Here is a 22,791-nt window from a genome sequence, read left to right as displayed (position 1 = left end):
CTGCCTTTTTTGGGGCAGTTATATTTATACATCAACACCTATTACATTTCTAACTAAATATCCAATTAAAAATGATAATGTAGCTACTCCTAAACTAATACAAAGCATTTCTATAAATCTTTTTTTAAAGGATAGTTCTTTAGCAATCGAAATATAGTAATTAAATAAAAAAATAATCAAAACAACAATACTGATCATTATTCCTAAACACACAAATAATTGTTCAAAAATAAAATAGGGAAAAATCATTAATGATACTGCAATCAAATAAGCCATTCCTGTATAGAACGCTGAAATTATTGCGAATCGTTGGTTCTCTTCATGCTTAGTTGCTAAATATTCACTACTTGCCATTGATAAGGAAGCTGCAATTCCTGCAATTAATCCTGCTTTAGCAACCAGTTGACTACTTGCCAAAGCAAAGGTAAATCCAGCAATAGCACCTGTGAATTCAACTAAAGCATCATTAAGACCTAATACAATAGAACCAATATATTTTAATCGTTCTTCATCAATTTCATTTATATGCATTGTTTCGTGCTCATTTTCATCATTAATAATATCTTCTATCCCACCAATTTCATCATTTATTTCATGATATAATCGTTTGATTTTTCTTTGATTCTTTTCCATTAATCTTACACCAAAAGTTAATCCAAAAAGAACTACAATAAAATAATAAAATAAAACCCTAAATATATTCCCTTTTACATCTACATTAGTATAAGCTTTCCAAAACTCATAATGGGTTAACTCATCATCCGCAATATGGTTAAGCAACTTTTTATTATGTTCATCTTTTTGTAGTGATGCAATCTTACGATAAAAATTATGCTCAGTCATTTCACTTTTTTGAACAATTAACATCTTTTTTATAATAGACTCATTCATCATTTTTTCATTTCATCATCCTTTTTCTATCTACATTAGTTTATTCTTAAAAATAAATTTAGTGTTGCCTAAAAAAAAATAACCACAAATTCATGTAGTTATCGATACAATTTAAACATATTTAAGCGTTTATTATTAATTCCTAAGTATTTATCTGAAAGAAGCGTTGCTCCCATCAAAGTATATAATAATCCTTTGTTATCTATCCCAAAATTAAAATAGATGTTTGGATATTCATTATGTTCATCTATATACAGTATGTCGTCTTTTTTATCTGACATAAGACCATTAAAGTGATATTCCACTGCATTATTTCCTTCTATCATTTGATACTTATATTGTGTTAATAAATGTTTATCCTGTTGTTTTAATGTTTCTATTTTTTTAAATAATCGATGTTCTTGCCAGTTTAGGTTTTTATCAAAAAATAATGAACTATCATAACTACTTGCCATTAAAACTTTCTTACAAAGAATTTGTTTTTTATCTTTCGTAACAACAGTAACCCCATTATTTTCTAGTTTGAACTCATAGACTTCTGTATTTTCATAGATGGGTAGGCCCTTTTTCTTACAATATTTAAATAATTGATTCGTTAATTTTAGAGGATTAACTCTAACACCACTATTATATGATAAGCATTCACATAAAGGAAAAGCAAACTGGTTTGAATCTCCTTTCGTATCACATGAGTCAGTACCTTCATCTTGATTTGAATAATTAAGACTTGGATTTCTAAAAAATTCACATTTATCAGCTAGATTATCTGTCATGTCATCTAATTTATAAATCATTTCTAATGTAAAAGAAAAAGTATCCATTACTTGTACCTCATCAAGATAGGGTATGATTTTTTTGAAATCAGTATCAATTTCTTCAGGTGATGTAGAACCTATCGGAGATTCATTAACAATTTTTCCTCTTTCGATTAATGCTACATTGATATTCTTTTCTTGAAAAATATACGCTGAAAGTGCACCTGATACACCACCTCCAATGATTAAAACATCAACTTCTATATCATGGTCTAACTTAGGAAAATGATTATCTATCCTATCTTTTTTCCATAAATGTTTATGTGCTAATTTAAGCATAAAAAAATTCCCTCCAATATCGTTATTATTTATCTAACGATATTATGGGAATTTATGAATCGTTTTAATTACTTTTCCAATAATTACTAAATAAAAAAGTTAAAGTTCTTTAAAGTCAATACAAAGAACTTTAACCAATCATAACTTTAAATCGTTGATAATAAGTAAGTCATATAAACTAAATAGGTAATAAGACCTAAAAAACCTTGCCATTTTTTTAATTTACCATTTATAATAATAGGAATGACAAATAAAGCAACGATTCCAAACACTAGTGGTAAATCAAGGTATAATGTTTCATTATTAACAAGCAATCCTTTTGACGCGAATAATCCACAGCTCCCTAATACCAAGGTTACATTTAAGATATTCGCCCCTAACACATTCCCTATTGATAAACTTTGTTCTTTTTTAATGACTGAGGTAATCGTTGTAGTTAATTCTGGAAGCGATGTCCCAATAGCCATAATAGTAATACTGATGATTCTTCCTGGAACATGTGTCATTTCCGCTATCGCAACAGCATTTGTAACTAATAATTGAGAACCAATATAAATACCTACTGCAGATATAACTAAAATGACAGTATTAATAATCAGTATTCTACTTTTATTATCTACGGCAACAACATTATTGTTTCTTTCTTTATGTTTTTTGGTAGACATCACATTAACAATCGTATAAACTACCACAAATAATAATTGAATTATTCCTTCATACCAGGTTACAACGCCATCTAAAGCAAAGAGCCATAAGGTAGACAGTGCTAAACCTAGTATAATTGCCTTTTCAATAATATTTTTTCTGTCAGCTTTTCCTGACATAAAAATAGCTGCAATAGAAAGAATGACCGATGTATTAAAAAATGCTGATCCCAAAGCATTTCCTACTGCCATATCAGAGGCCTCAGTTGAACCACTAAATAATGCGGACATAGAGGTGAAAAGTTCAGGTAAAGTGGTAGCTAAACTAACAATTGTCGCTCCAATAATCATTTTAGGAATACCTGAAATTTCCGCTATCTTAACGGCTGCATCAACAAAAAAATCAGCAGATTTAATTAAAATTATCAGACCTAAGACCAGAAATAAAATAATCAATACTATATTCATAGTTTCCTCCTAAGTTTTACAATACAAAAAGACTTCTATCGCATCTAGCAATAAAAGTCTCGCCAATAACTTTCGTTATGATAAAACCAGGTATTTAACCGTTTGTTGATTTTATCTCATAAATTATATGAAGGCTACTCCCTTTTATTTCATAATAATATTGTACTATTTTTTTCAAAAAAGTCAATATATGAAAAATGCAATAGGGTTATAGTTAATACTCTATGCTATTTTATGCGTCACTAGTATATTTTATCATAAAATCTGACTTTTCTATTTTTAAAATATAACTAGCACCAAAATAACTACTGATTCCTAATAGTATTTTTATGAATAAATGGTTTAAAGAGGGGATAAAAATACTCAATAATAAAACACCACTCATCACCCCACAAGATGTCATTATTTTAAATAATAACTGGTATTGTACTTGGATGAATTCTCTATTTAATATAATTATAAAAACAAGCATGAATAATACACTAGCAACAGAACTTAGTGAGGCTCCCACAATGCCCATTTCATCAATCAAAATTAAATTACCACTTGTCTTAATAACAAGTCCTAAAATAATTATGATTGTCAAACGCTTATGATCTTTAGTGATTGCTGAAAAAGTTAAAAATAATGAATAAAGTAAGACAATAATAGCACTTACCTGTAGAACGTAGGTATACTTACCATCATTAAAAAGAAGGACATTTAAATCTTTCAATACAAAAATAAGACCAATCATTGCTGGTAATGATAAATACAAGATAAAGAGGATGAGTTTACTAAAATCCTTTTTTTGAATATGAGGAATAATACTTGATAGTAGAGGAGAAACAAAAAAGATAGCACTTTGAATAATTGGTAATCCTCTATCATAAATTCCCTTTACAACCATAGCTTCTTGTAATGACATGATATGCGTTAATTGTTTCGTAATAGTTAAACTATCGATTAATTGTAAAAATAATAAAAGTGAAGCGCTAATTAGTAGAAATAGACTTCTTTTAATAATCTTAAGTCCTACTTGAAGATTAACATATCTAATATGAATAAGCTTTATATTAAATTTATGTAAAACAATGACTAACGCCATAAAAAGACCAATACTGAAGCCATAAAAACTATATTTAGCTACCTGATAAAGATCTATTATAATCACATTATAATACAAGTATAAAATAAATATTATAAATAAAACACGAAATAATTGTTCACTAATAATTGATATCCCAACTTGATTAATGGTATGAACATTACTATAAAAGTACCCTCTAACAATTGAAATAATTGGTACGATTAATAAAACTGGGATTAATGGGTAAAACAAACTTGAGAGATTTCTATCACCCATAATAAACCCTAAATAAGGATTTAATATAACAATAACAAGTGATAGCAATAGAGAAATACTAAAAATGAAAAAAAGACTTGAACTAATCGTTTTTTCCATCATTTTTTTTTGTGTAATTGTTTCACTAATGGCTAATGGATTAGCAAAACTACTTGTTGCAACAACCAGTGCAAACAAAGGATACATCTGTTGATAAATATAAAATCCTTTATCCCCAGTTAAATTTTGATATGGTATTTTATATACGATAGATAAAATCTTAACAAAAAAGGTGGCGATTGTTACAAACAAAGCACCTTTCATTAATTTTGATTTCATATGATCACCTATTATTTAATATATCAAAAACAGCATGTTTTACACTTTCAACACAAAATTGAGCATGCTTTTTAACTTCTACATCAGCTTCATCCATCACATAACTATTATCTGTGATATTAAACATCGATAGATCATTTTGTGAGTCTCCAATAACAGCAATCTCATTTAATGAGATTTTATTTTTTTCACAAATCTGTTTAATACCATTCCCTTTTGAATTTTCTACATCCGTAATATCAAGGGTATATTTACTTGAAACATAACTAACTAGATGTGGAGGTAAAACTTTATCTAATTGTTTTTTTATTTCTATATTATGATCTTCTTCTGCCCAAATAGAAATTGAGATAAATTGATGTTTATCTAATTCCTTTAAAATATTTTTATTTTCATTATAAGTAATCAGAGATTGTGACTTTTCAAACTCAACGATTAGTGGTATCTTTTCCTCAACTATATAGGCATCTGCTGTTTGAAAAAAGATTACTATATGATACCCTTTTAATGCTTTTAATATTGTTAAGGTATCTTCATTTGATATACTTTTTTCATATACTAATTGATTAAGTTCATCAAAAACAACAGCCCCATTTTGTGATATTCTATATCCCTTTAATTGATACTTATTCATAATCATTTTGATTTCATAATCTAAGCGTCCAGTTGCGATTGATACCGTAAGTCCTTTTTCCTGTGCTGCTTGTAATGCTTTGATATCTTCATCAAGTATTTTGTTAAAATCCTTTAATAAGGTTCCATCAAGGTCACAAAAAATATGTTTTATCATTATTTCAACTCCTAAAACTTGACATCATTGCATTTAATTATACGTTATCTTTTTAGTAATGTAAATAAAAAAATGCCTACAACTGTAGGCATAATTTATTAACCTTCTAAGTATTTACCTATAAATGATGCTGCTGTTTTTGCACTTGTAACATCAATATCATTTATTTCTTTATTATTATCATTTCCAATGACTATAACTGCACCGACACAATCGCCATTACTTAATATAGGTTGAACTGCATATTCATATTGTTCTTTTTTATCTTCTGTAATTTCAATTTCAGCGTTATCTCTTTCAACCTTTGCTGTTCTATTAGTCATAAATTTTTCTAATTGATCACTAATTTTTTTCTGTACATACTTTTTCTTTAAGTTAGCAGTACCAGCAACAATTGAATCTCTATCACATATGATGATATCCTTTTGTATAGCCATATATAACGCATCAGCATATTGTTGTGAAAACTCACTTAAATCTTCAACAGGTGAATATTTTTTTAATATGACATCACCTGCATTATCTACGTAAATTTCAAGTGAATCTCCTTCTCTTATACGCAAGTTTCGGCGAATTTCTTTAGGAATTACAACTCGACCTAAATCATCAATTCTACGAACAACACCTGTAGCTTTCAATATAAAACCTCGCTTTCGTAATTGTCTTGCTAACTATATTTTTTTCTTAATTTTCATAATTATTCATTATTTTACATTATTCGACCATGGATAATTTTAACAAATAACTTCCTAGAAAGTATTAAATAATTATCTTTTAAACGAGGTTTATCAATTATCATTACAATTTGACCATTTAAATATTTAAAATTTATATTGGAAGAAACTTCATTCGCAGCTAAAAATAATTTTTCTCCATTTACATTTGAACTGGCTTTTTCACTAAAACGATACTCTATATTACTCTTAGTATCTAAAATTTTTATTATTCCTAAATCTTGACAACAACTTTTAATAAATGCTAAATTAAGCAAGTTTTGAACAGGTTGTGGATAATCTGAAAACCGATCGATTAATTCATTTTCAAGATCGATTAGATCTTGTTCAGAATTTATTTGTTTTATTTTTTTATACATTTCGATCTTTATTGATTCATTATCAATGTAATCGTATGGAATATACGCGTCTTCTAAGATTCTAATTTCAATTTCATTCTCTTTTACATCAATATTTTCATCGTATACTTCATTCTTGCCTTCAGCTATCGCTTGTTTTAATAGTTTAGTATATAATTCAAAACCAACTGAATCAATAAATCCATATTGTTGCGCACCTAATAGATCTCCTGACCCACGAATCGCTAAATCTTGTTTAGCAATTTTAAATCCTGATCCAAGTTCTGTAAACTCTTTTATCGCCATTAAGCGTTTACTCGCTACTTCACTTAATACTTTTCGCTTCGGATACATCATATATGCATAAGCAATTCTATCACTTCGACCTACACGTCCACGAAGTTGATATAACTGTGAAAGACCTAATCGATCTGCATCTGAAATAATCAAGGTATTTGCATTGGCAATATCAATACCTGTTTCAATAATTGTTGTACAGACTAATACATCAAATTCTTTATTTAAAAAGGCAACCATTGTTTTTTCTAACCGTTCTTTAGACATCTGTCCATGGGCAAAGGTTACCTTCGCATCTGGTATTAATTCTTGAAGTCTACTTGCCTTTCTTTCAATATCTTCCACTCTGTTATATAGGAAAAAAACTTGGCCGTGTCGTGCTAGTTCACGCTCAATAGACTCTTTAATCACTGTATCATTTTCCTCAATAACATAAGTTTGAACCGGATAGCGATTGGCTGGTGGTGTTTCTAATAGAGATAACGACCGTACACCAATTAAAGACATTTGTAAAGTTCTTGGAATTGGTGTTGCGGTTAATGTTAATACATCTACATTAACTTTTAATTCTTTAATTCTTTCTTTATGCTCAACACCAAATCGTTGTTCCTCATCAACAATCAATAAACCTAAATCCTGGAATGTGATATCTTTAGATAATAATCTATGGGTTCCAATTACAATATCTATTTGACCTTTTTTAATCTTTTTAATGATTTCTGTTTGCATTTTTTTACTTACAAAACGATTCAATAATGCAATATTAACTGGAAAGTCACGGAATCTCTCGATAAAATTATCGTAATGTTGCTGGGTTAAAATCGTTGTTGGTGCTAAATAAGCCACTTGTTTATTATCCATAATTGCTTTAAAAGCAGCTCTCATCGCAACCTCAGTCTTGCCATAACCAACATCACCACATAATAACCGATCCATTGGTATACTTTGTTCCATTTCTTTCTTAACTTCTTCAATTGCTTGAAGTTGATCTGGCGTTTCAACATAAATAAAGTTTTCTTCAAATTCCTGTTGTTCTTCTGTATCCTTTGAAAATGCAAACCCAGCTGTTTGCTCACGTAGAGCATATAACTTAATTAATTTATCTGCAATATCTTTGATTTTTGTTTTGACTTTATTTTTCGTTTTAGCCCATTCAGTACCACCAATTTTATGAATTTTTGGCTTCGTACCTTCTTTACCCAAAAACTTTTGAATCAAATCGATATTTTCAACAGGTAAATATAATTTATCTTCACCTTTATAAGCAATTTGTAAAAAGTCTTTATGGACACCATTTGTTTCTAAAGTTTGAATTCCAATATATTGTCCTATCCCATGGGTATGATGAACAACATAATCACCAATTTTTAATTCATCAATATTTTTAATTCGTCTTGCTTCTTTTATTGTACTTCGGTATTTTACTACTTTTGTGACTTTTTTATATAATTCATGGGATGTTATGAATTTAATATTATCAGTTATTAATTCAAACCCTTCAGGGATGTTACTCAATACTAAATTCACTTTATTAAGAATGATTTCATCATTATCACCAATAATCGCAAATGAAATCTTTTGATCTTCTAAGTTTTGGCTAAAATGAAGTAACTGATTTTTTTGACGAAAAGAAATACAATAAGTTTTGTTATCACTATTTCTCTTCACTTCTTCATAAAAGTCTTCTAATACACCATAATACTGTTCTATTTTACGACTATTAAAATTAACACTATCTGAAAAAGGAATATCTTTAATAAAATTCGTATACTCTTGTATGTAAACCTGATTATGTTTAACCTCAGTTAAATCATCTAAATTATTATAATGTCTAGGTACAAATACGGTTTTATTATCTTCTAATAGTTCTGTATAAAATTGATGATATTCCAAATTAAAATTATCAAAACTATTTTGAATATTGTTATAATCAATAAAAAGCAATAATCCATCATTTAAATAATCAAAAATAGTGGATGACTCTTCATAAAAATAAGTAATGTATTTATGGATACGAGTTAAATCTTGATAATTTTCAATATCATTTATATCATGATAAAAATATTCATTTAAAGAGTTAATTTCTTGTTGTTTACGATTTTTAATTTTCTCATCAAATGCTTCTTTTAAATCATTAATCACTTTATTTTTTATTGTTTCAGAATATATAAGTTCATATATTGGAGTAATTTTTGCCTCATCTAACATCCTAATCGTTCTTTGTGATTTTTCATCAAAATAACGAATAGAATCAATTTCATCATCAAAAAATTCAATTCGATAAGGATGATCTGAAGTAAATGGGAAAATATCAATAATTCCACCCCGAACAGCAATTTCTCCATGATTTTCAACAACACTTTGTCTTTTATACCCCATAAATACACATCGTTTAATGAGTTCATCAAATTCCAGTATATCGCAATTTTTAATATGAATTATACTCTCTAAAATCACTTCTTTAGGTGGTAATTTTCTTATCGCTCCAATAGTATGTGTTATTATTATACCTTTTTTATTTTCAATAACGTTTACTATTGTATCAATACGTTCCTGACGAAATTCATTACTTGAAGCCAGCATTTCTGCTGAAATAAATTCATCCATAGGGAAAAAGTGCACATGCTCTTCACCTAGCACCTGCACTAACTTGTCATATGTTTTTTGGGCTTGAAATAAATTAGATGTTACCACCATAATATTTTGATTTATGTGTGCAAAAAAATGGGATATTAATACTGAGACTACATTTTCATTTACATTGCTTATTAATAACTTTTGGTTTTTTTTATGTAATAATTTATCAATTCTATGTGTTACTAACAAGTCATTCATATAGCGAATTACACTATCCATATGTTTCGCTCCTTATTAGTTATACTTATTCATGACATATACAACATCATGTGTTAACCAATCATAAATCGCTTCTACGCTAGTTACTATTGATATATCAATTTCTTTTTTTTGTTCTGATGTAAATTTTCCTAAAACATAATCCACAACTGGTATGAATTCATCACGATTAATTCCAATTTTTAATCGATTGAAATTTTCACTATTTAAACAACTAATGATTGATTTTAGACCTTTTTGACCACCTGAACTCCCTTTTCGCCGGATCCTAACTTTTCCACATAGTAAATCAAGATCATCATGAATGACTAGTATATCTTCATCATTAATCTGATAAAATTGTTTAAGCGCTAGTACTGATTTACCAGAATCATTCATAAATGTATTTGGTTTAAGAAGAATGACGGATTCATTATGAATAGTTGTTTGTGCTACTTCACCTTTAAATTTTGTTTTTAAATTTAATTTTACTTTTTCTTTTTTCGCAAATTCATCAATAACCATAAATCCAATATTGTGTCTTGTATTTTCATATCTGCGACCAGGATTTCCAAGTCCAACAATGAGTTTCATTTATATCACCTGTTTCTAATATGAAAAGACGACTTCCTATGAAGTCATCTGTTTTTTTTCATTCTAAAGTGTAAATAGATCACTTATCGATTCATCTTTTATTATATTTATAATCCCTTGCCCCAATAATTGACCAACTGAAAGTTGAACTATTTTTGGAGTTATTTTTTCTTCTGGAAGGCTTATAGTATTAGTTACTACACATTCCTCAATAATCGATTCTTCGATTCTTTCATTGGCAGGATAGGTAAATATTGGATGGGTACAAGCTGCATAAATTTTTGTAGCACCTCGTTCTTTTAAAGCATTAGCTGCATTTACAATGCTACCACCTGTGTCTATCATATCATCTATAATAATTGCAATCTTACCTTCCACTTTACCAATGACATTCATAACTTCACTTACATTTGGACGTGGACGTCTTTTATCTATAATCGCAATTGGACAATTTAAATAGTCAGCAAGTTGTCTTGCTCTTGTAGTACCACCATGATCTGGTGAAACAACAACTAATTCTTGAGAAAAATCTTTTTCTCTGAAATAACGAGCAATAATCGGCATTGCTACAAAATTATCAATTGGAATATCAAAAAATCCTTGAATTTGGGCAGCATGCAAATCCATTGCTAATACACGACTAGCGCCTGCTGCTTGAAGTAAATTCGCAACTAATTTAGCTGAAATAGGTTGACGAGCTCTTGCTTTCCTATCTTGACGTGAATAACCATAATACGGCATAATAATATTCATTGTTTTAGCAGATGCTCTTTTTAAAGCATCTATCATAATCAATACTTCCATTAAATTTTCATTAACAGGACAACTTGTTGTTTGAACAACAAATACATCGTGCCCACGAACTGTTTCATGAATATCAATGCTCACTTCTCCATCAGCAAAACGTTTGACTTCACATCGTGATAATGGAATCCCTGATGCATCTGAAATTTCTTGAGCTAATTTTTGATTGGATGAGAGAGAGAATAGTTTGACTTTTTTTTGCTCATAGAACATAGAAAAACCTCCAATTATTTTATCCAAATTATATTTTACCTATATCCTTAGTATAATGCAAATATTGTTAGCGCTATTTTTTAAATTTTTTCGCATACCCTTCTTTAATAATAAGTTTACTTCTACCAATTGCTAATGCATCACTTGGGACATCTTTGTTTACTGTTGACCCTGCAGCAATGTAAGAGTTATCCCCAATTGTTACAGGAGCAATTAAATTTGAATTACACCCAACAAAAACGTTATCTTCTATAAGAGTTTGGTGTTTTACTTTTCCATCATAATTAACTGTAATTGTACCACAACCCATATTGACATTTTTACCAATTTTTGCATCTCCAATATAAGCTAAATGAGCTGCATTACTGTTATCACCAAAGTTAGCATTTTTAATTTCAACGAAATTTCCAATTCTCACATTTTCACCGATTATCGCGTGATTTCTAAAGTGAGCAAATGGTCCTACCGTTGTATTATCTCCAACAACACTATCTGTTATAACAGAATGTTTAATTTTAGAGTGGTTACCGATTTTGGAATTAGATAACTCTGTATTAGGACCGATGGTACAATGACTTCCTATCTCATTTTTCCCCATACATACGGTTCCTGGGTAAATAATCGTATCATTTCCAATAACCGTATCAATTGATATATAAGTATTTTCTTTATCAATTATAGCTACACCATTTTCCATTAATTTCTCATTAATTCTTCTTTTTAATATTTGATTTGCTTTTTCTAATGAAACACGGTTATTAATTCCCAATGTTTCATCAACATCTTTTGTTATAAAAGGATAAGCCTTCCCTGTTTCTTCTTTTATAATTCCAATAACATCGGTTAAATAATACTCTCCTTGTTTGTTATTGTTTTTCACTTTTTTTAGGGCATTAAAGAGTTTTTTATTATTAAAACAATACGTCCCTGTATTAACTTCCTTGATTAATTTTTCGACATTATTAGTATCTTTATCTTCAACAATTTTTACTAATTGATTTCTTTCATCTCGAATAATTCTTCCATAACCATTAGGATTATTAACAATGGTTGTTAAAACAGTTGCATCAGCATTTTTTTGTTTATGATATTCAATCAAAGCATTAATTGTTTTGCTTGTGATTAATGGTGTGTCACCACAGATAACAATTGTCGTTCCTTCCTCATTTTCAATTAATGATTCTACCATTCTCACAGCATGAGCTGTCCCTAATCGTTCTTTTTGGACTACATATTCAACTTTGTCTTGTAATAAATCCTTTATATCATTTGCATCTTCCGAAACAACTAAAATTTTTCTATCTATACATATTTCATTTAAATTATCAACCACATGACTAATCATTGGTTTCCCTAAAACAGGATGTAAAACCTTAGATAGGTTCGATTTCATCCGCTTCCCTTTCCCTGCGGCTAAAATAATCGCAAAATCTTCCATTCCTACACTTCCTTTCTTTTATCACTACTCCTATTATAAACAATATATTATTAAATGAAAATAAATCTTCATAAAAAAAAGAAAACAATCTCTATTTAATAGAGATTGTTATAGTTTTACTCTGCTTCATTATAAGTATGTAAGACCACTTCTTCAATTTCTTGTCTAAATTCTTTCGTTATAGGATGACATACATCTCTAAATTCACCTTTATTGTTTCGTTTGCTTGGCATAGCCACAAACATTCCATTTTCACCTTCAATTAATCGAAGTTCATGGATAACAAAACACTCATCAAACGTAATCGTAGCCACTGCTTTTAGACGATTTTTATCTTCTATTTTTTTTATTCTGACATTTGTAACTTTCATTGCAATTCCCCTCACTATATGTATTATTTCGTTTTAAGTCTAATATAATTTAATTATATCACAAATGTAAGGGTTTACAACAGTTTTTGACAAATTATCCCAAAATTCGCACTGCATGCGTTTCATATTTATTTCGATCAATACTATTCATTATAATTTTTGCTTTCCGTTCTTTTAACACTAATCCAAACACAGTAGGGCCACTGCCACTCATTAAAACAGCATCTGCACCTAATATTTGTAACTTACCTTTAATCTCTTCGACCTCAGGATATAATTTAAAAGTGACTTCTTCTAAAAAATTTCCAATTGATTGACACAATGAATGGTAATCTTGATTTTTAATCGCACCAATAATTTTTTCTACATTAGGATGTGATATCTTATTAATATTTATATTTTCAAAGACTTCCTTAGTAGATACACCAAATAGTGGTTTAACAAGGACCACCCAACATTTAGGAACTTTATTTAATGGGGTTATAATTTCTCCTCTTCCTTCTGCAATTGCTGTTTTATTATAAATACAAAAAGGTACATCTGATCCTACTTGCATTCCAATATCAATCATCTCAGATAAACTCAATCCTAATTTAAACATTTTATTCATCGCTCTTATTGTTGCTGCAGCATCACTACTACCTCCAGCTAGTCCAGCCGCAATAGGTATATTTTTATTGATAAAGATTTTTATTCCTGAATTTATATTGTAAGAATCTTTAATCAATTTTGCAACTTTATAAACTAAGTTTTTTTCATCAACCGGTAGATAAAGCTTATTTGAATTTAAAATGATTTTATCCTCTTGTATATTATCAAAAGTTAATCTGTCATATAAATCAATAGTTGTCATAACCATTTTTAAATTGTGATAATTATCTTTTCGTTTTTCTAATACGTCAAGTGCTAAATTTATTTTAGCAGGAGCTTTTTCAATAATCATATGAACCTCCATCAAAAAAAATAAATGTATTAAATTATACATTTATTATTATAGTTAAAAATTGGTTATTATCAATCTTTTTTTTTAATAATATAAAGTTTTCATGGTACCAAACGAAACAATCCCACCAATTCCAGCAATTTTATTGCTTGTTCTTTCGATGGCTTCATAGACTTTAATCATTTCAGTTGTACCTGTTGAACAACATTTAACAGCGATAATGGCTGGGTCTAGGGATTGAATATTTACCCGATTTGGAGAACTCGCAAAATTAGCACCTGCAGCGATTAAAGCTTCAAAATGCGATTGACAAGCCCCTGCAATGATAATTGGTTGATTTAAAACAGGATACGTTTGTCGTATATTTTGAATTGCTTGCACAAAATATTTACTGTTACGATAATTTTCTACATCATCTTTTTCATTTTTATTAAATGAATCATGTCCGGTAATGATCACAATATCTGGTGTTAGATATTTAACATATTTTAATACAAGATTAGGAATATCTTGTTCTTTCATTTCGATTCCAACGGCATGAATTCCCATCTTTTTATACAAATCTAAACACTTATTCATGTATTTCGCATCACCATCAATGTGTAGTATCTTCCCCATCAAGTATTTTCTTCTGTTTTTTTTTAAGTTTTGATTTGATATGATTTCAATTATTTCTTCCTCTTTTTCTTCTTCACGTACGACTCTTTCATCATCCATGATTTCTAAATCATCAATTGGGGCATCAGCTATTAATCGTATTGTTTTCCCAACTAAAATAGCCACCCCATTATCATCAAGTGAAACAACTTCAAAAATCACATCTAAATTATAAGATTTTCTTCCTACAATATCACCAATACTTATCATAATATCACCTGTTATTATACTATGATTGAAATATAAAATATGTACAACATTTAAACTCAACCAAAAAAATAGGCTAATTTATTTAGCCTATTCATTTTATCAAGATAACTTTTTATAATGAAATTATTTTTAATAATTCATCACTTAATAAAGCGAATTGTTCAATTGTTAATGCCTCACCTCTTATTGATGGACTAATATTAACTCTTTCTAATGCTTCCATTATTTTTTCTGGTTTTATTTCTTTAAGGGATTGTTTTAAATTATTATAGATTGTTTTTCTTCTTTGAATAAAGCTTCCTCGAACGACTTTAAAAAAGATCGATTCGTCTTTAACTTCTACAACAGGTTTTTCTCTAACATCAAGTTTTAAGACAGCACTATCAACATTTGGTTCAGGGATAAAAACAGTCCGTGGTACATTCATCACAATCTTTGGTACTGTATAATATTGTACTGCAATCGTTAGGGCATTATATTCTTTCGTGCTTGGTCCACCACATAATCTCTTTGCTACCTCTTTTTGCATCATCACACAATAACGATTAATCGGTAATCTTTGTTGTATTAGATTCATAAGAATAGGGGTTGTAATGTAATAAGGAAGATTAGCAACAACTGCAATATCAGAACAATCAATAAATTCATGCTCAATCATTTTTAAGACATTAGCTTTTAAAATGTCTTCATTCAGAATTTTAATATTGTCATAATCACTTAAGGTATCTTCAAGAATTGGCATTAAGGAACGGTCTATTTCATATGCTATGACTTTCTTTGCTTTCTTTGCTAATTGTTCAGTTAATGAACCAATTCCTGGTCCAATTTCAATCACCATAGTTTGGGAAGTAATATCAGCATTATCCACAATCTTTTGAAGAATATTTACGTCCACTAAAAAATTTTGCCCATAAGCTTTCTTAAAATGAAAATCATATTTTTTAATTATCTCACGTGTTCTAGATACTGTCGCAATATCTTTACTCATCCTGTTTCACCACATTCTTTTCATTATATTCATCAATTAACTTAATAATTGTTTCTTTTGAAATATTAAACATATTTATTTTCTTATAAAACTGCTTCGCATTATTATACCCTAAATGAAGCGTATCACTTAAATAATCCCTAATTGCCTGGCTATTTTTACTACCAATTATTTTCAACTCATATAAATCAGCATACGTTACATCGCATTCAACTTCATTTATTTCAGTTATACAAGATAATGATTCTATTATATCCTCAGTCAAACAATGTTCAACACCTACTTTGTGTTTCTTGTAATCAATCGCTTTATCTTTTTTAATATAAGCATTTTTACACCCAGGTACTGCTTGATTAATAAGACTTCTTAATCTCTCACCTTGATAATCAGGATCCGTAAAAATTATCACTCCACGTTTTTCCTGAGCCTCTTTAATCAATTCAAGCGTTCTTTCACTCAAAGCACTACCTCTCGTTTCAATTGTATCTATATGATGAAAGACTTCCTTTAATCTTCTTGTATCTTCTTTACCTTCAACCACAATCATTTCTTTTATTTTCATTTTATCACCATCCCTATTTTACCATAAATCCAAATAAAGATTGATATTTCTTATCAGCTTTTACAATTTATTTATAAAATCAATGAATATCACAACTTATCATTATAACGAGCGAATATCATCTTACTTTATAACTGTTAAACTATGTTAATATTTGAATTGGTGTCTCAAATTATTTACTTGATTCTGTTTAATATTTTCCACTTGTATTTTATCCAAAATTACTTACCTATATAGATATAACTCCTGAATTATATAATCGTAATATCCCAAGTAGACAACCAACAATCTTGTTTATAAATTTATAAATGAATAAAAATTAAATTATATGAGCGTAAATATAATCAGACATGTATTTATTTATAATAAGGAATTGAGGTGAAAGAAGTTGAAATATAAGTTTAAAGGACTACGATATGTCACAAGAGGTATTGTATCAACAATCGATTGTAATGTGATAAATCAAATATGGTCCGTCCTAGATGACTTTGTTACATCCAATATAATTGAACCTGATTACTTACAAATATTTAAACTAATAACTAAAAAAGTAGCTGGAGAGTATATTTTAGTTATTAAACATGAACAAGAAGTACCAGAGTATTTAAACAATGAAGCATACACTTCGAAAATTCTTCAATCAATTAATGAGAAAGTGTATATTATTAGTGATTATGATGAAAATGGAAAAGAATATTCAACCATGCTTTTAGCTTCTGAATATTAAAAATAGAAGGTTCTAACATTAGTTGTTAGAGCCTTCTATTAAACCTAGTTATATTATCTTTCAATTATTTTTTCCTTATTCAATTGCCAATTGTTCATTTAAATCTATATTTACTTTTTTGGCTTTTAAATCCTTAATAAAATATGGTATATAAACAATTATGTATAAAATAATCGATATCGTTCCCATGATTAACACTCTCATAAATAAATTAGTTGGTAAAAAGTTTAATATTGAATCTCCAGCTTCAGTAGACGCTAAAAATAAATAATTTGCCCCTTCTATTTGAAAATTGACATAAATACTTAATGCTGCTAAAAGACACAACATAATAAATGATCTTACAAAAGATTTTAGTGTTGGCCGCATTCGAAAAACAAATATCATATAGAACAAGACAATAAATATTGAACTATGTTCAATCCAAAATTGATAATATCTAAAATGCATTGGGCCACTATTTGTAATAACTGCTGGTGTAATTAGCGCATTAAAAGACCCAGCAAATCCCCAAAAATAAACAATATCAAATAAAAATTGACTTTCACTTAATATTAATAATGCACCAAATATTGCTGCCCATCCACATACAGTAAGTGGTAGATGATCCTTTATATCTGTGCCAACATACATCTTTTGCCAAAAATAGGACATATCAATCACTATTATGATAAACGCTAATATTAATCTTAGATTCTTTTCATGTTTACATGTACGCAAATAATCTTGCTTTTTATAAATTAAAAATATTATTCCAGCCATTATGATTAAAGGAATAAAGTGTGCTAAAGTAAAATATTGAAACTCACCATCTACACCCTGTTTAAAAAACTCACTTAAATTCATATACCATTTCTCCCTTATTCTTTTATTATGTTATATTTTACTATATATTCTTTTCTTGTTCAAATAAAATTTAATATAATATCATTATCCTCATCTAATTATAAAATAGCAACAATGATATAAATGGATTAAATCTGCTTTTAAGATTACAATATAAATAGTATGATTGCTTTTAAAACAAACTACTGGTAGAATAAATATTGATTAAGATAAATAAGGAGTTCATACGTAAAATGAAAAAAGTAGAACTGATAGCGACAACGACTTTTGGACTTGAAACAGTCGTTAAAAAAGAAGTGAAAGATTTAGGTTTTCATGTTTTATCTGTTGAAGATGGAAAGATTACCTTCGAAAGTGACTTAGCAGGTATAGCCAGAGCTAACCTATGGTTAAGAAGCGCTGATCGTGTTCTTTTAAAAGTAGGGGAATTTAAGGCTTTAACTTTTACAGAACTATTTGATCAAACAAAAGCACTTCCATGGTCAAAGTTCATCCCGATTGATGGAAAATTTACCGTCAATGGTAAATCAATTAAATCAACATTATTTAGCATTTCCGATTGTCAAGCAATTGTCAAAAAGGCAGTTGTTGAAAGTTTAAAAACCACTTATCATATTGACTGGTTTGAAGAAACAGGAGCAGATTTTACAATTCAAGTTGCTTTATTAAAAGATATCGCTACATTAACAATAGATACAAGTGGTGCAGGACTACACAAACGTGGTTACAGAAAACATAATGTTGCTGCTCCAATTAAAGAAACACTAGCTGCAGCTATGATTTCCTTGAGTTATTGGAATAAAAATCGCATTTTATATGATGTTTTCTGTGGGTCTGGAACTATACCGATTGAAGCAGCTCTCATTGGAAGAAATATTGCCCCTGGTTTAAAACGTGACTTCGCATCAATGTACTGGCCTATCATGGAAGGTACCATTTGGGAAGATGAAATTCAAAAAGCTAAAGATGCTATCGACTATGAGACAAAGATTAATATTATGGCCTCAGATATAGACCCTAAAGCAGTTGAAAGCGCAAGAAACAATGCGATAGAAGCAGGCATTGATGACTGTATTTCATTTTCCGTTAATGATTTTAGAAATATTAAATATTCTGATAACTATACAGTTCTTATCTCGAACCCGCCATATGGTGAAAGATTACAGGATAAAGGGGAAGTAAATAATATTACTCGTGATATGGGTGAGTTGTTTAACCCACTAGAAACTTGGTCAAAATACATTATTACATCATTAAGCGGATTTGAAACTCTATTTAATAAAAAAGCAAATCGTGAACGTAAATTATTTAATGGTACCATCAAGGTACGTTATTATCAGTATTATGGACCAAGACCTCCTAAAAATAAATAGATATTGCTTTAAAACCACGGTAATAATCCGTGTGTTTTTATTTTAACCTCTAAAATATTTACATAAATTGGAAAAAGTGATATTCTAAACATAGTTATTATTAAGAGGGGGAGACATTATGAAAGAATATATATGGTTTTTTTTATCTTATTATCCACAAAATCCACAAAAGCAAACTTATACTGATGGATATGATGACTTTATGATATTTGGAATAATATTTATTTTGATAGGACTATTCGCAATTATAGCACCACATTTTTTTGCATTATTGCGAATGCTTTCTAGCGGGTGGATGTATGAAGATGCTACTCCAAGTGATGAATATATTTTATTTGTTAGAATTTGTGGAGTTGTAGGTGTTATAGTGGGTATAATTTTTGTTATAATTTATTTTATAAACCTATAAGTTATCCTCCTTAGGGAACTTATTAAATTTTTTTATAGATTTATACTGCGAATTAGAGATGAAACTCAGTTCGCTCTTTTTTTATTTCTTTCTGACATTTATTATTTCTCAATATAAAAATATAAAAGAAAAATATTATTATAATATTTATTTTTTTTGATATATTCTATATTTTATCTTAACTTTATCTATTTGGTTTTTTTACACTTATTTACTTAATTTAACTTTTTTCATATAGTAAAATAGTCCTCTATATCAAATAACGTACATTTTACTGAATTTAGGGATTTTTATATTTATACAATAAAAATTATTGAACTCCAAAACTTAGGTTATATCAAGTATTAATTTACATATATTGGAATAAATGATATCCTATACCTAGTAGTTATTAAAGGAGAAGGTATTATGAAAGAATATACATGGCTTTTTTTATCACAGTATACACAAGAACAGCATAATAATGATAATTACTTAATAATTGGAATAGTTATCATTCTGATCGGACTATTAGCATTTAAATTTCCTAAATTTTTTGGAGTATTAACAACGATATCTGGTTCGTGGATGTATAAAGATAGTACTCCAAGTGATGAATATATTTCTTTTATTAAAATATTAGGTGTTTTAGGAATTTTAGTTGGTATAATATTTATTTTGGATTATTTTTTTGCATAATAATATAAGTATAACACGAGGATTAAATTGAGTTGAATGAACATATAAATTCGACGAATATTTAATCTTATTTTTTAAAAAAACAATTAGACTTATAATAAATATAATGAAAAATTAGTAGGTCATAAATGCATATCAAAAAAAAGTTATTAGTTCAATCGAACTGATGACTTTTTTTAATTATTGATACTATTTTTTATTAAATATTACTATAACTAAAATAAAATTTAATTTTTTATAAAAAATGTTTGACAAAAAATAATTTTCTCGATAAAATATTGTTAACGATAAAATAATTTTAACGTTAATAAATTTTTAAGGGAGAGTATCATGGAAATTATATCAAAGATTAAAACAAACTATCAATCGCTTTATAAAAATATTTCTTTTGTTAAATTATTACTCGCAAACACCATTTCGCGCTTAGGGGATTCAATTGATATGGTGGCTTATGGATGGATGGTTTATCAACTAACCCATTCAGAACTCTTACTAGGAACAATATTTTTGATTAATGGATTGCCTGGAATCATTTTAAGTCCTTTCATGGGTGTTTTAGTTGATTATTTCTCAAAAAAGAAAATATGTATTATTGGAGATATTGCAAGAGGATTAATTGTTAGTACAACAGCAACCTTATATTTATTAAATGTCCTTGAAGTATGGCAAATATTATTATTAACACTATTAACCTCAAGTATTGAAACAATTGTTAGTCCAAGTAAATCTAGTATTTTTTCCCTTGTGATTAACGAAGAAGATTACTTAAAAGCAACTTCAATATCACAATCAATCGCATCAACCATTGAATTAATTGGTTTTGGTATAGCTGGTTTTATTATTGCTTACTTAGGAGTATTTGGAGCGATGATAATTGATGGAATTACCTTCTTTATATCAAGTTTAATTCTATCAAGATTATTTTTCGAAGAGCAAAAGAATAATACAAAATTAAACTTAAACTCTTATTTTTCTAGCTTAAAAGATGGATTCAAATTTATCATTCATCAAAAAGTTATACTCATCGCTATTTTACTAATAATGGCCACTAACTTCTTTACTGCGCCAGTCGGTGTATTAATGCCTGTTTATGTAGAAAAAATTATAAAAAGTACCGCTATTGGATTAAGTATGCTTTCAGTTGGACTTTCCCTTGGTACAATTTTAGGAGGGCTTATAATCTCATTTATGAATAAAAAGAAAAAAAGTATTATGATAGTTTTAGGATGTGCCTTTACTGGAATTTTTATATCAGGACTAAGTGTACCTGGGTTTATAAACTTTAGTATCATTAATCCATTACTATATGCTTCTTCTATATTTTTCTTGATTGGACTAAGTATAGTTTTTATTACAACACCATTAAGAACTTATTTATTAAAACACACACCAAAAGAAATGATGGGAAGAGTATTTGCACTCCTTTCAATGATATCACTCAGTATAACCCCAGTTAGTGGTGCACTATCTGGTAGCTTAGCATCATTTATCCCATTAAAATTTATCTATTTCAGTATGGGATTAGGTATTCTATTCATTTCATTTTTACCAATGATGAATAAAACATTTCGCAAGGAGTAAATATGTAGTATAATAGGATTGAGGTGTTAATTATGTTAGAGAAGAAAGTATTAAAAACACTAGAAGAAATTAAAGCTTTTTCAGATCCTTATCGCTTAAGTATTTTAACCACTTACAGAAATTTTAATCGGCCGGCTACAGTAAAAGAAATTGCGGATAAATTACATGAAGTTCCTGCCAAAATTCATTATCACGTAAAAAAGCTTGAAAAGGTAGAGATATTGAAATTAGCTTATACTAAAGAAATTAACGGTATTATAGCAAAATATTATGAATTAACTGCTAATTCATATGCTATTCATTATTCAGAAAACAATAAAGAACTTAATCAAATCATTTTAAATGAAGCACAAAGGCTTGTGGAAAACCAGTATGAAAATAGTAAACAAATTATATTAAATGAAATCGCAAACATCGATCCATTATCTTTAACTGAGAATAATGATTCTGATTCATCTGATATTGAAATCGTTAATCAAAATTTAGTATACTTAACTGAAGAAGATATTCAGGAATTAAAGACCATTTTAGAACGGTTAGGCAAGAATAAAAAAGCTAAAGAAAATACTAAAAAATATCATCTCTTTTCAGTGTTATATTTATTAAGTGAAAATGAATAATTTAATTTTGTATAAAAATATAT

At 28.4% G+C, this 22,791-nt stretch carries 22 protein-coding genes; 6 read left to right on the top strand and 16 right to left on the bottom strand.

Going from position 1 to position 22,791, the window contains the following annotated elements:
* Positions 1-24: 24 nt before the first annotated feature.
* From KHQ81_14265 to rnmV, 15 genes are all read right to left on the bottom strand, one after another.
* Positions 25-894, bottom strand: coding sequence for a VIT1/CCC1 transporter family protein (locus KHQ81_14265; GenBank protein ID QVK17971.1), 870 nt, complete (start codon positions 892-894; stop codon positions 25-27).
* Between the two features lie 95 nt (positions 895-989).
* Entirely contained in the window at positions 990-1,985 is a 996-nt protein-coding gene (locus KHQ81_14260) for an FAD-dependent oxidoreductase (GenBank protein QVK17970.1), read from the bottom strand.
* 146 nt (positions 1,986-2,131) lie between these two features.
* Entirely contained in the window at positions 2,132-3,097 is a 966-nt protein-coding gene (locus tag KHQ81_14255; protein ID QVK17969.1) for a calcium/sodium antiporter, read from the bottom strand.
* Between the two features lie 232 nt (positions 3,098-3,329).
* The gene (locus KHQ81_14250; GenBank protein QVK17968.1) at positions 3,330-4,760 is read right to left on the bottom strand and encodes an oligosaccharide flippase family protein; all 1,431 of its coding nucleotides are present in this window, start codon (positions 4,758-4,760) and stop codon (positions 3,330-3,332) included.
* Between the two features lie 4 nt (positions 4,761-4,764).
* Positions 4,765-5,550, bottom strand: coding sequence for an HAD family hydrolase (locus tag KHQ81_14245; protein QVK17967.1), 786 nt, complete (start codon positions 5,548-5,550; stop codon positions 4,765-4,767).
* Positions 5,551-5,648: 98 nt separating this feature from the next.
* A complete protein-coding gene (locus KHQ81_14240; protein ID QVK17966.1) occupies positions 5,649-6,188 on the bottom strand; it encodes an AbrB/MazE/SpoVT family DNA-binding domain-containing protein in 540 nt (179 codons plus the stop codon).
* 71 nt (positions 6,189-6,259) lie between these two features.
* Positions 6,260-9,775 (bottom strand): transcription-repair coupling factor, encoded by a 3,516-nt coding sequence (gene mfd / locus KHQ81_14235; protein QVK17965.1) that lies wholly within the window; start codon positions 9,773-9,775, stop codon positions 6,260-6,262.
* Between the two features lie 15 nt (positions 9,776-9,790).
* The gene (gene pth, locus KHQ81_14230) at positions 9,791-10,348 is read right to left on the bottom strand and encodes an aminoacyl-tRNA hydrolase (GenBank protein QVK17964.1); all 558 of its coding nucleotides are present in this window, start codon (positions 10,346-10,348) and stop codon (positions 9,791-9,793) included.
* Between the two features lie 63 nt (positions 10,349-10,411).
* The gene (locus KHQ81_14225) at positions 10,412-11,365 is read right to left on the bottom strand and encodes a ribose-phosphate diphosphokinase (GenBank protein ID QVK17963.1); all 954 of its coding nucleotides are present in this window, start codon (positions 11,363-11,365) and stop codon (positions 10,412-10,414) included.
* Positions 11,366-11,438: 73 nt separating this feature from the next.
* Positions 11,439-12,803 (bottom strand): bifunctional UDP-N-acetylglucosamine diphosphorylase/glucosamine-1-phosphate N-acetyltransferase GlmU, encoded by a 1,365-nt coding sequence (gene glmU / locus KHQ81_14220; GenBank protein QVK17962.1) that lies wholly within the window; start codon positions 12,801-12,803, stop codon positions 11,439-11,441.
* A 116-nt stretch (positions 12,804-12,919) separates the two neighbouring features.
* A complete protein-coding gene (gene spoVG, locus KHQ81_14215) occupies positions 12,920-13,174 on the bottom strand; it encodes a septation regulator SpoVG (GenBank protein QVK17961.1) in 255 nt (84 codons plus the stop codon).
* Between the two features lie 94 nt (positions 13,175-13,268).
* Positions 13,269-14,117, bottom strand: coding sequence for a 4-(cytidine 5'-diphospho)-2-C-methyl-D-erythritol kinase (locus tag KHQ81_14210; GenBank protein ID QVK17960.1), 849 nt, complete (start codon positions 14,115-14,117; stop codon positions 13,269-13,271).
* Between the two features lie 84 nt (positions 14,118-14,201).
* Entirely contained in the window at positions 14,202-14,984 is a 783-nt protein-coding gene (gene yabG, locus KHQ81_14205; protein ID QVK17959.1) for a sporulation peptidase YabG, read from the bottom strand.
* A 112-nt stretch (positions 14,985-15,096) separates the two neighbouring features.
* On the bottom strand, positions 15,097-15,972 hold the full coding sequence (rsmA, locus tag KHQ81_14200; protein ID QVK17958.1) for a 16S rRNA (adenine(1518)-N(6)/adenine(1519)-N(6))-dimethyltransferase RsmA: 876 nt from the start codon (positions 15,970-15,972) through the stop codon (positions 15,097-15,099).
* Entirely contained in the window at positions 15,965-16,534 is a 570-nt protein-coding gene (gene rnmV, locus KHQ81_14195; protein ID QVK17957.1) for a ribonuclease M5, read from the bottom strand. Before rnmV ends, rsmA begins: the two co-directional genes overlap by 8 nt.
* Positions 16,535-16,922: 388 nt before the next feature.
* On the opposite strand from rnmV, the gene KHQ81_14190 reads away from it, so the two are divergent.
* On the top strand, positions 16,923-17,261 hold the full coding sequence (locus KHQ81_14190) for a hypothetical protein (GenBank protein QVK17956.1): 339 nt from the start codon (positions 16,923-16,925) through the stop codon (positions 17,259-17,261).
* Positions 17,262-17,336: 75 nt separating this feature from the next.
* Here KHQ81_14190 and KHQ81_14185 read toward each other — a convergent pair whose 3' ends face one another.
* Entirely contained in the window at positions 17,337-18,107 is a 771-nt protein-coding gene (locus KHQ81_14185; GenBank protein ID QVK17955.1) for a TIGR02206 family membrane protein, read from the bottom strand.
* Between the two features lie 233 nt (positions 18,108-18,340).
* On the opposite strand from KHQ81_14185, the gene KHQ81_14180 reads away from it, so the two are divergent.
* The 5 genes from KHQ81_14180 to KHQ81_14160 all read left to right on the top strand — a co-directional run bounded on the left by KHQ81_14180 (position 18,341) and on the right by KHQ81_14160 (position 22,768).
* Positions 18,341-19,480 carry a class I SAM-dependent RNA methyltransferase gene (locus KHQ81_14180; GenBank protein QVK17954.1) on the top strand — a complete coding sequence of 380 codons (1,140 nt, stop codon included), beginning with the start codon at positions 18,341-18,343 and terminating at the stop codon, positions 19,478-19,480.
* 118 nt (positions 19,481-19,598) lie between these two features.
* Entirely contained in the window at positions 19,599-19,889 is a 291-nt protein-coding gene (locus KHQ81_14175; protein ID QVK17953.1) for a hypothetical protein, read from the top strand.
* Positions 19,890-20,297: 408 nt separating this feature from the next.
* Positions 20,298-20,567, top strand: a complete 270-nt coding sequence (locus KHQ81_14170; protein QVK17952.1) for a hypothetical protein — start codon at positions 20,298-20,300, stop codon at positions 20,565-20,567.
* A gap of 330 nt (positions 20,568-20,897) precedes the next feature.
* Positions 20,898-22,148, top strand: a complete 1,251-nt coding sequence (locus tag KHQ81_14165) for an MFS transporter (protein ID QVK17951.1) — start codon at positions 20,898-20,900, stop codon at positions 22,146-22,148.
* Positions 22,149-22,180: 32 nt separating this feature from the next.
* A complete protein-coding gene (locus tag KHQ81_14160) occupies positions 22,181-22,768 on the top strand; it encodes a helix-turn-helix transcriptional regulator (GenBank protein QVK17950.1) in 588 nt (195 codons plus the stop codon).
* The last annotated feature ends 23 nt before the right edge of the window (positions 22,769-22,791 follow it).

The sequence above is a fragment of the Mycoplasmatota bacterium genome (assembly GCA_018394295.1).
GTDB lineage: Bacteria > Bacillota_I > Bacilli_A > Haloplasmatales > Haloplasmataceae > JAENYC01.
This window is presented reverse-complemented; position numbering and strand designations above follow the sequence as displayed.

Bases quoted from the DNA above. Each gene is read 5' to 3' on its own strand.
- KHQ81_14165 (QVK17951.1), top strand. From the start codon at position 20,898: ATGGAAATTATATCAAAGATTAAAACAAACTATCAATCGCTTTATAAA.
- KHQ81_14245 (QVK17967.1), bottom strand. From the start codon at position 5,550: ATGATAAAACATATTTTTTGTGACCTTGATGGAACCTTATTAAAGGAT.
- KHQ81_14175 (QVK17953.1), top strand. From the start codon at position 19,599: ATGAAAGAATATATATGGTTTTTTTTATCTTATTATCCACAAAATCCA.
- yabG (QVK17959.1), bottom strand. From the start codon at position 14,984: ATGATAAGTATTGGTGATATTGTAGGAAGAAAATCTTATAATTTAGAT.
- KHQ81_14180 (QVK17954.1), top strand. From the start codon at position 18,341: ATGAAAAAAGTAGAACTGATAGCGACAACGACTTTTGGACTTGAAACA.
- KHQ81_14260 (QVK17970.1), bottom strand. From the start codon at position 1,985: ATGCTTAAATTAGCACATAAACATTTATGGAAAAAAGATAGGATAGAT.
- KHQ81_14160 (QVK17950.1), top strand. From the start codon at position 22,181: ATGTTAGAGAAGAAAGTATTAAAAACACTAGAAGAAATTAAAGCTTTT.
- KHQ81_14225 (QVK17963.1), bottom strand. From the start codon at position 11,365: ATGTTCTATGAGCAAAAAAAAGTCAAACTATTCTCTCTCTCATCCAAT.
- KHQ81_14255 (QVK17969.1), bottom strand. From the start codon at position 3,097: ATGAATATAGTATTGATTATTTTATTTCTGGTCTTAGGTCTGATAATT.
- KHQ81_14170 (QVK17952.1), top strand. From the start codon at position 20,298: ATGAAAGAATATACATGGCTTTTTTTATCACAGTATACACAAGAACAG.
- KHQ81_14185 (QVK17955.1), bottom strand. From the start codon at position 18,107: ATGAATTTAAGTGAGTTTTTTAAACAGGGTGTAGATGGTGAGTTTCAA.
- KHQ81_14210 (QVK17960.1), bottom strand. From the start codon at position 14,117: ATGATTATTGAAAAAGCTCCTGCTAAAATAAATTTAGCACTTGACGTA.
- glmU (QVK17962.1), bottom strand. From the start codon at position 12,803: ATGGAAGATTTTGCGATTATTTTAGCCGCAGGGAAAGGGAAGCGGATG.
- rnmV (QVK17957.1), bottom strand. From the start codon at position 16,534: ATGAAAATAAAAGAAATGATTGTGGTTGAAGGTAAAGAAGATACAAGA.
- mfd (QVK17965.1), bottom strand. From the start codon at position 9,775: ATGGATAGTGTAATTCGCTATATGAATGACTTGTTAGTAACACATAGA.
- KHQ81_14265 (QVK17971.1), bottom strand. From the start codon at position 894: ATGATGAATGAGTCTATTATAAAAAAGATGTTAATTGTTCAAAAAAGT.
- KHQ81_14250 (QVK17968.1), bottom strand. From the start codon at position 4,760: ATGAAATCAAAATTAATGAAAGGTGCTTTGTTTGTAACAATCGCCACC.
- rsmA (QVK17958.1), bottom strand. From the start codon at position 15,972: ATGAGTAAAGATATTGCGACAGTATCTAGAACACGTGAGATAATTAAA.
- spoVG (QVK17961.1), bottom strand. From the start codon at position 13,174: ATGAAAGTTACAAATGTCAGAATAAAAAAAATAGAAGATAAAAATCGT.
- pth (QVK17964.1), bottom strand. From the start codon at position 10,348: ATGAAACTCATTGTTGGACTTGGAAATCCTGGTCGCAGATATGAAAAT.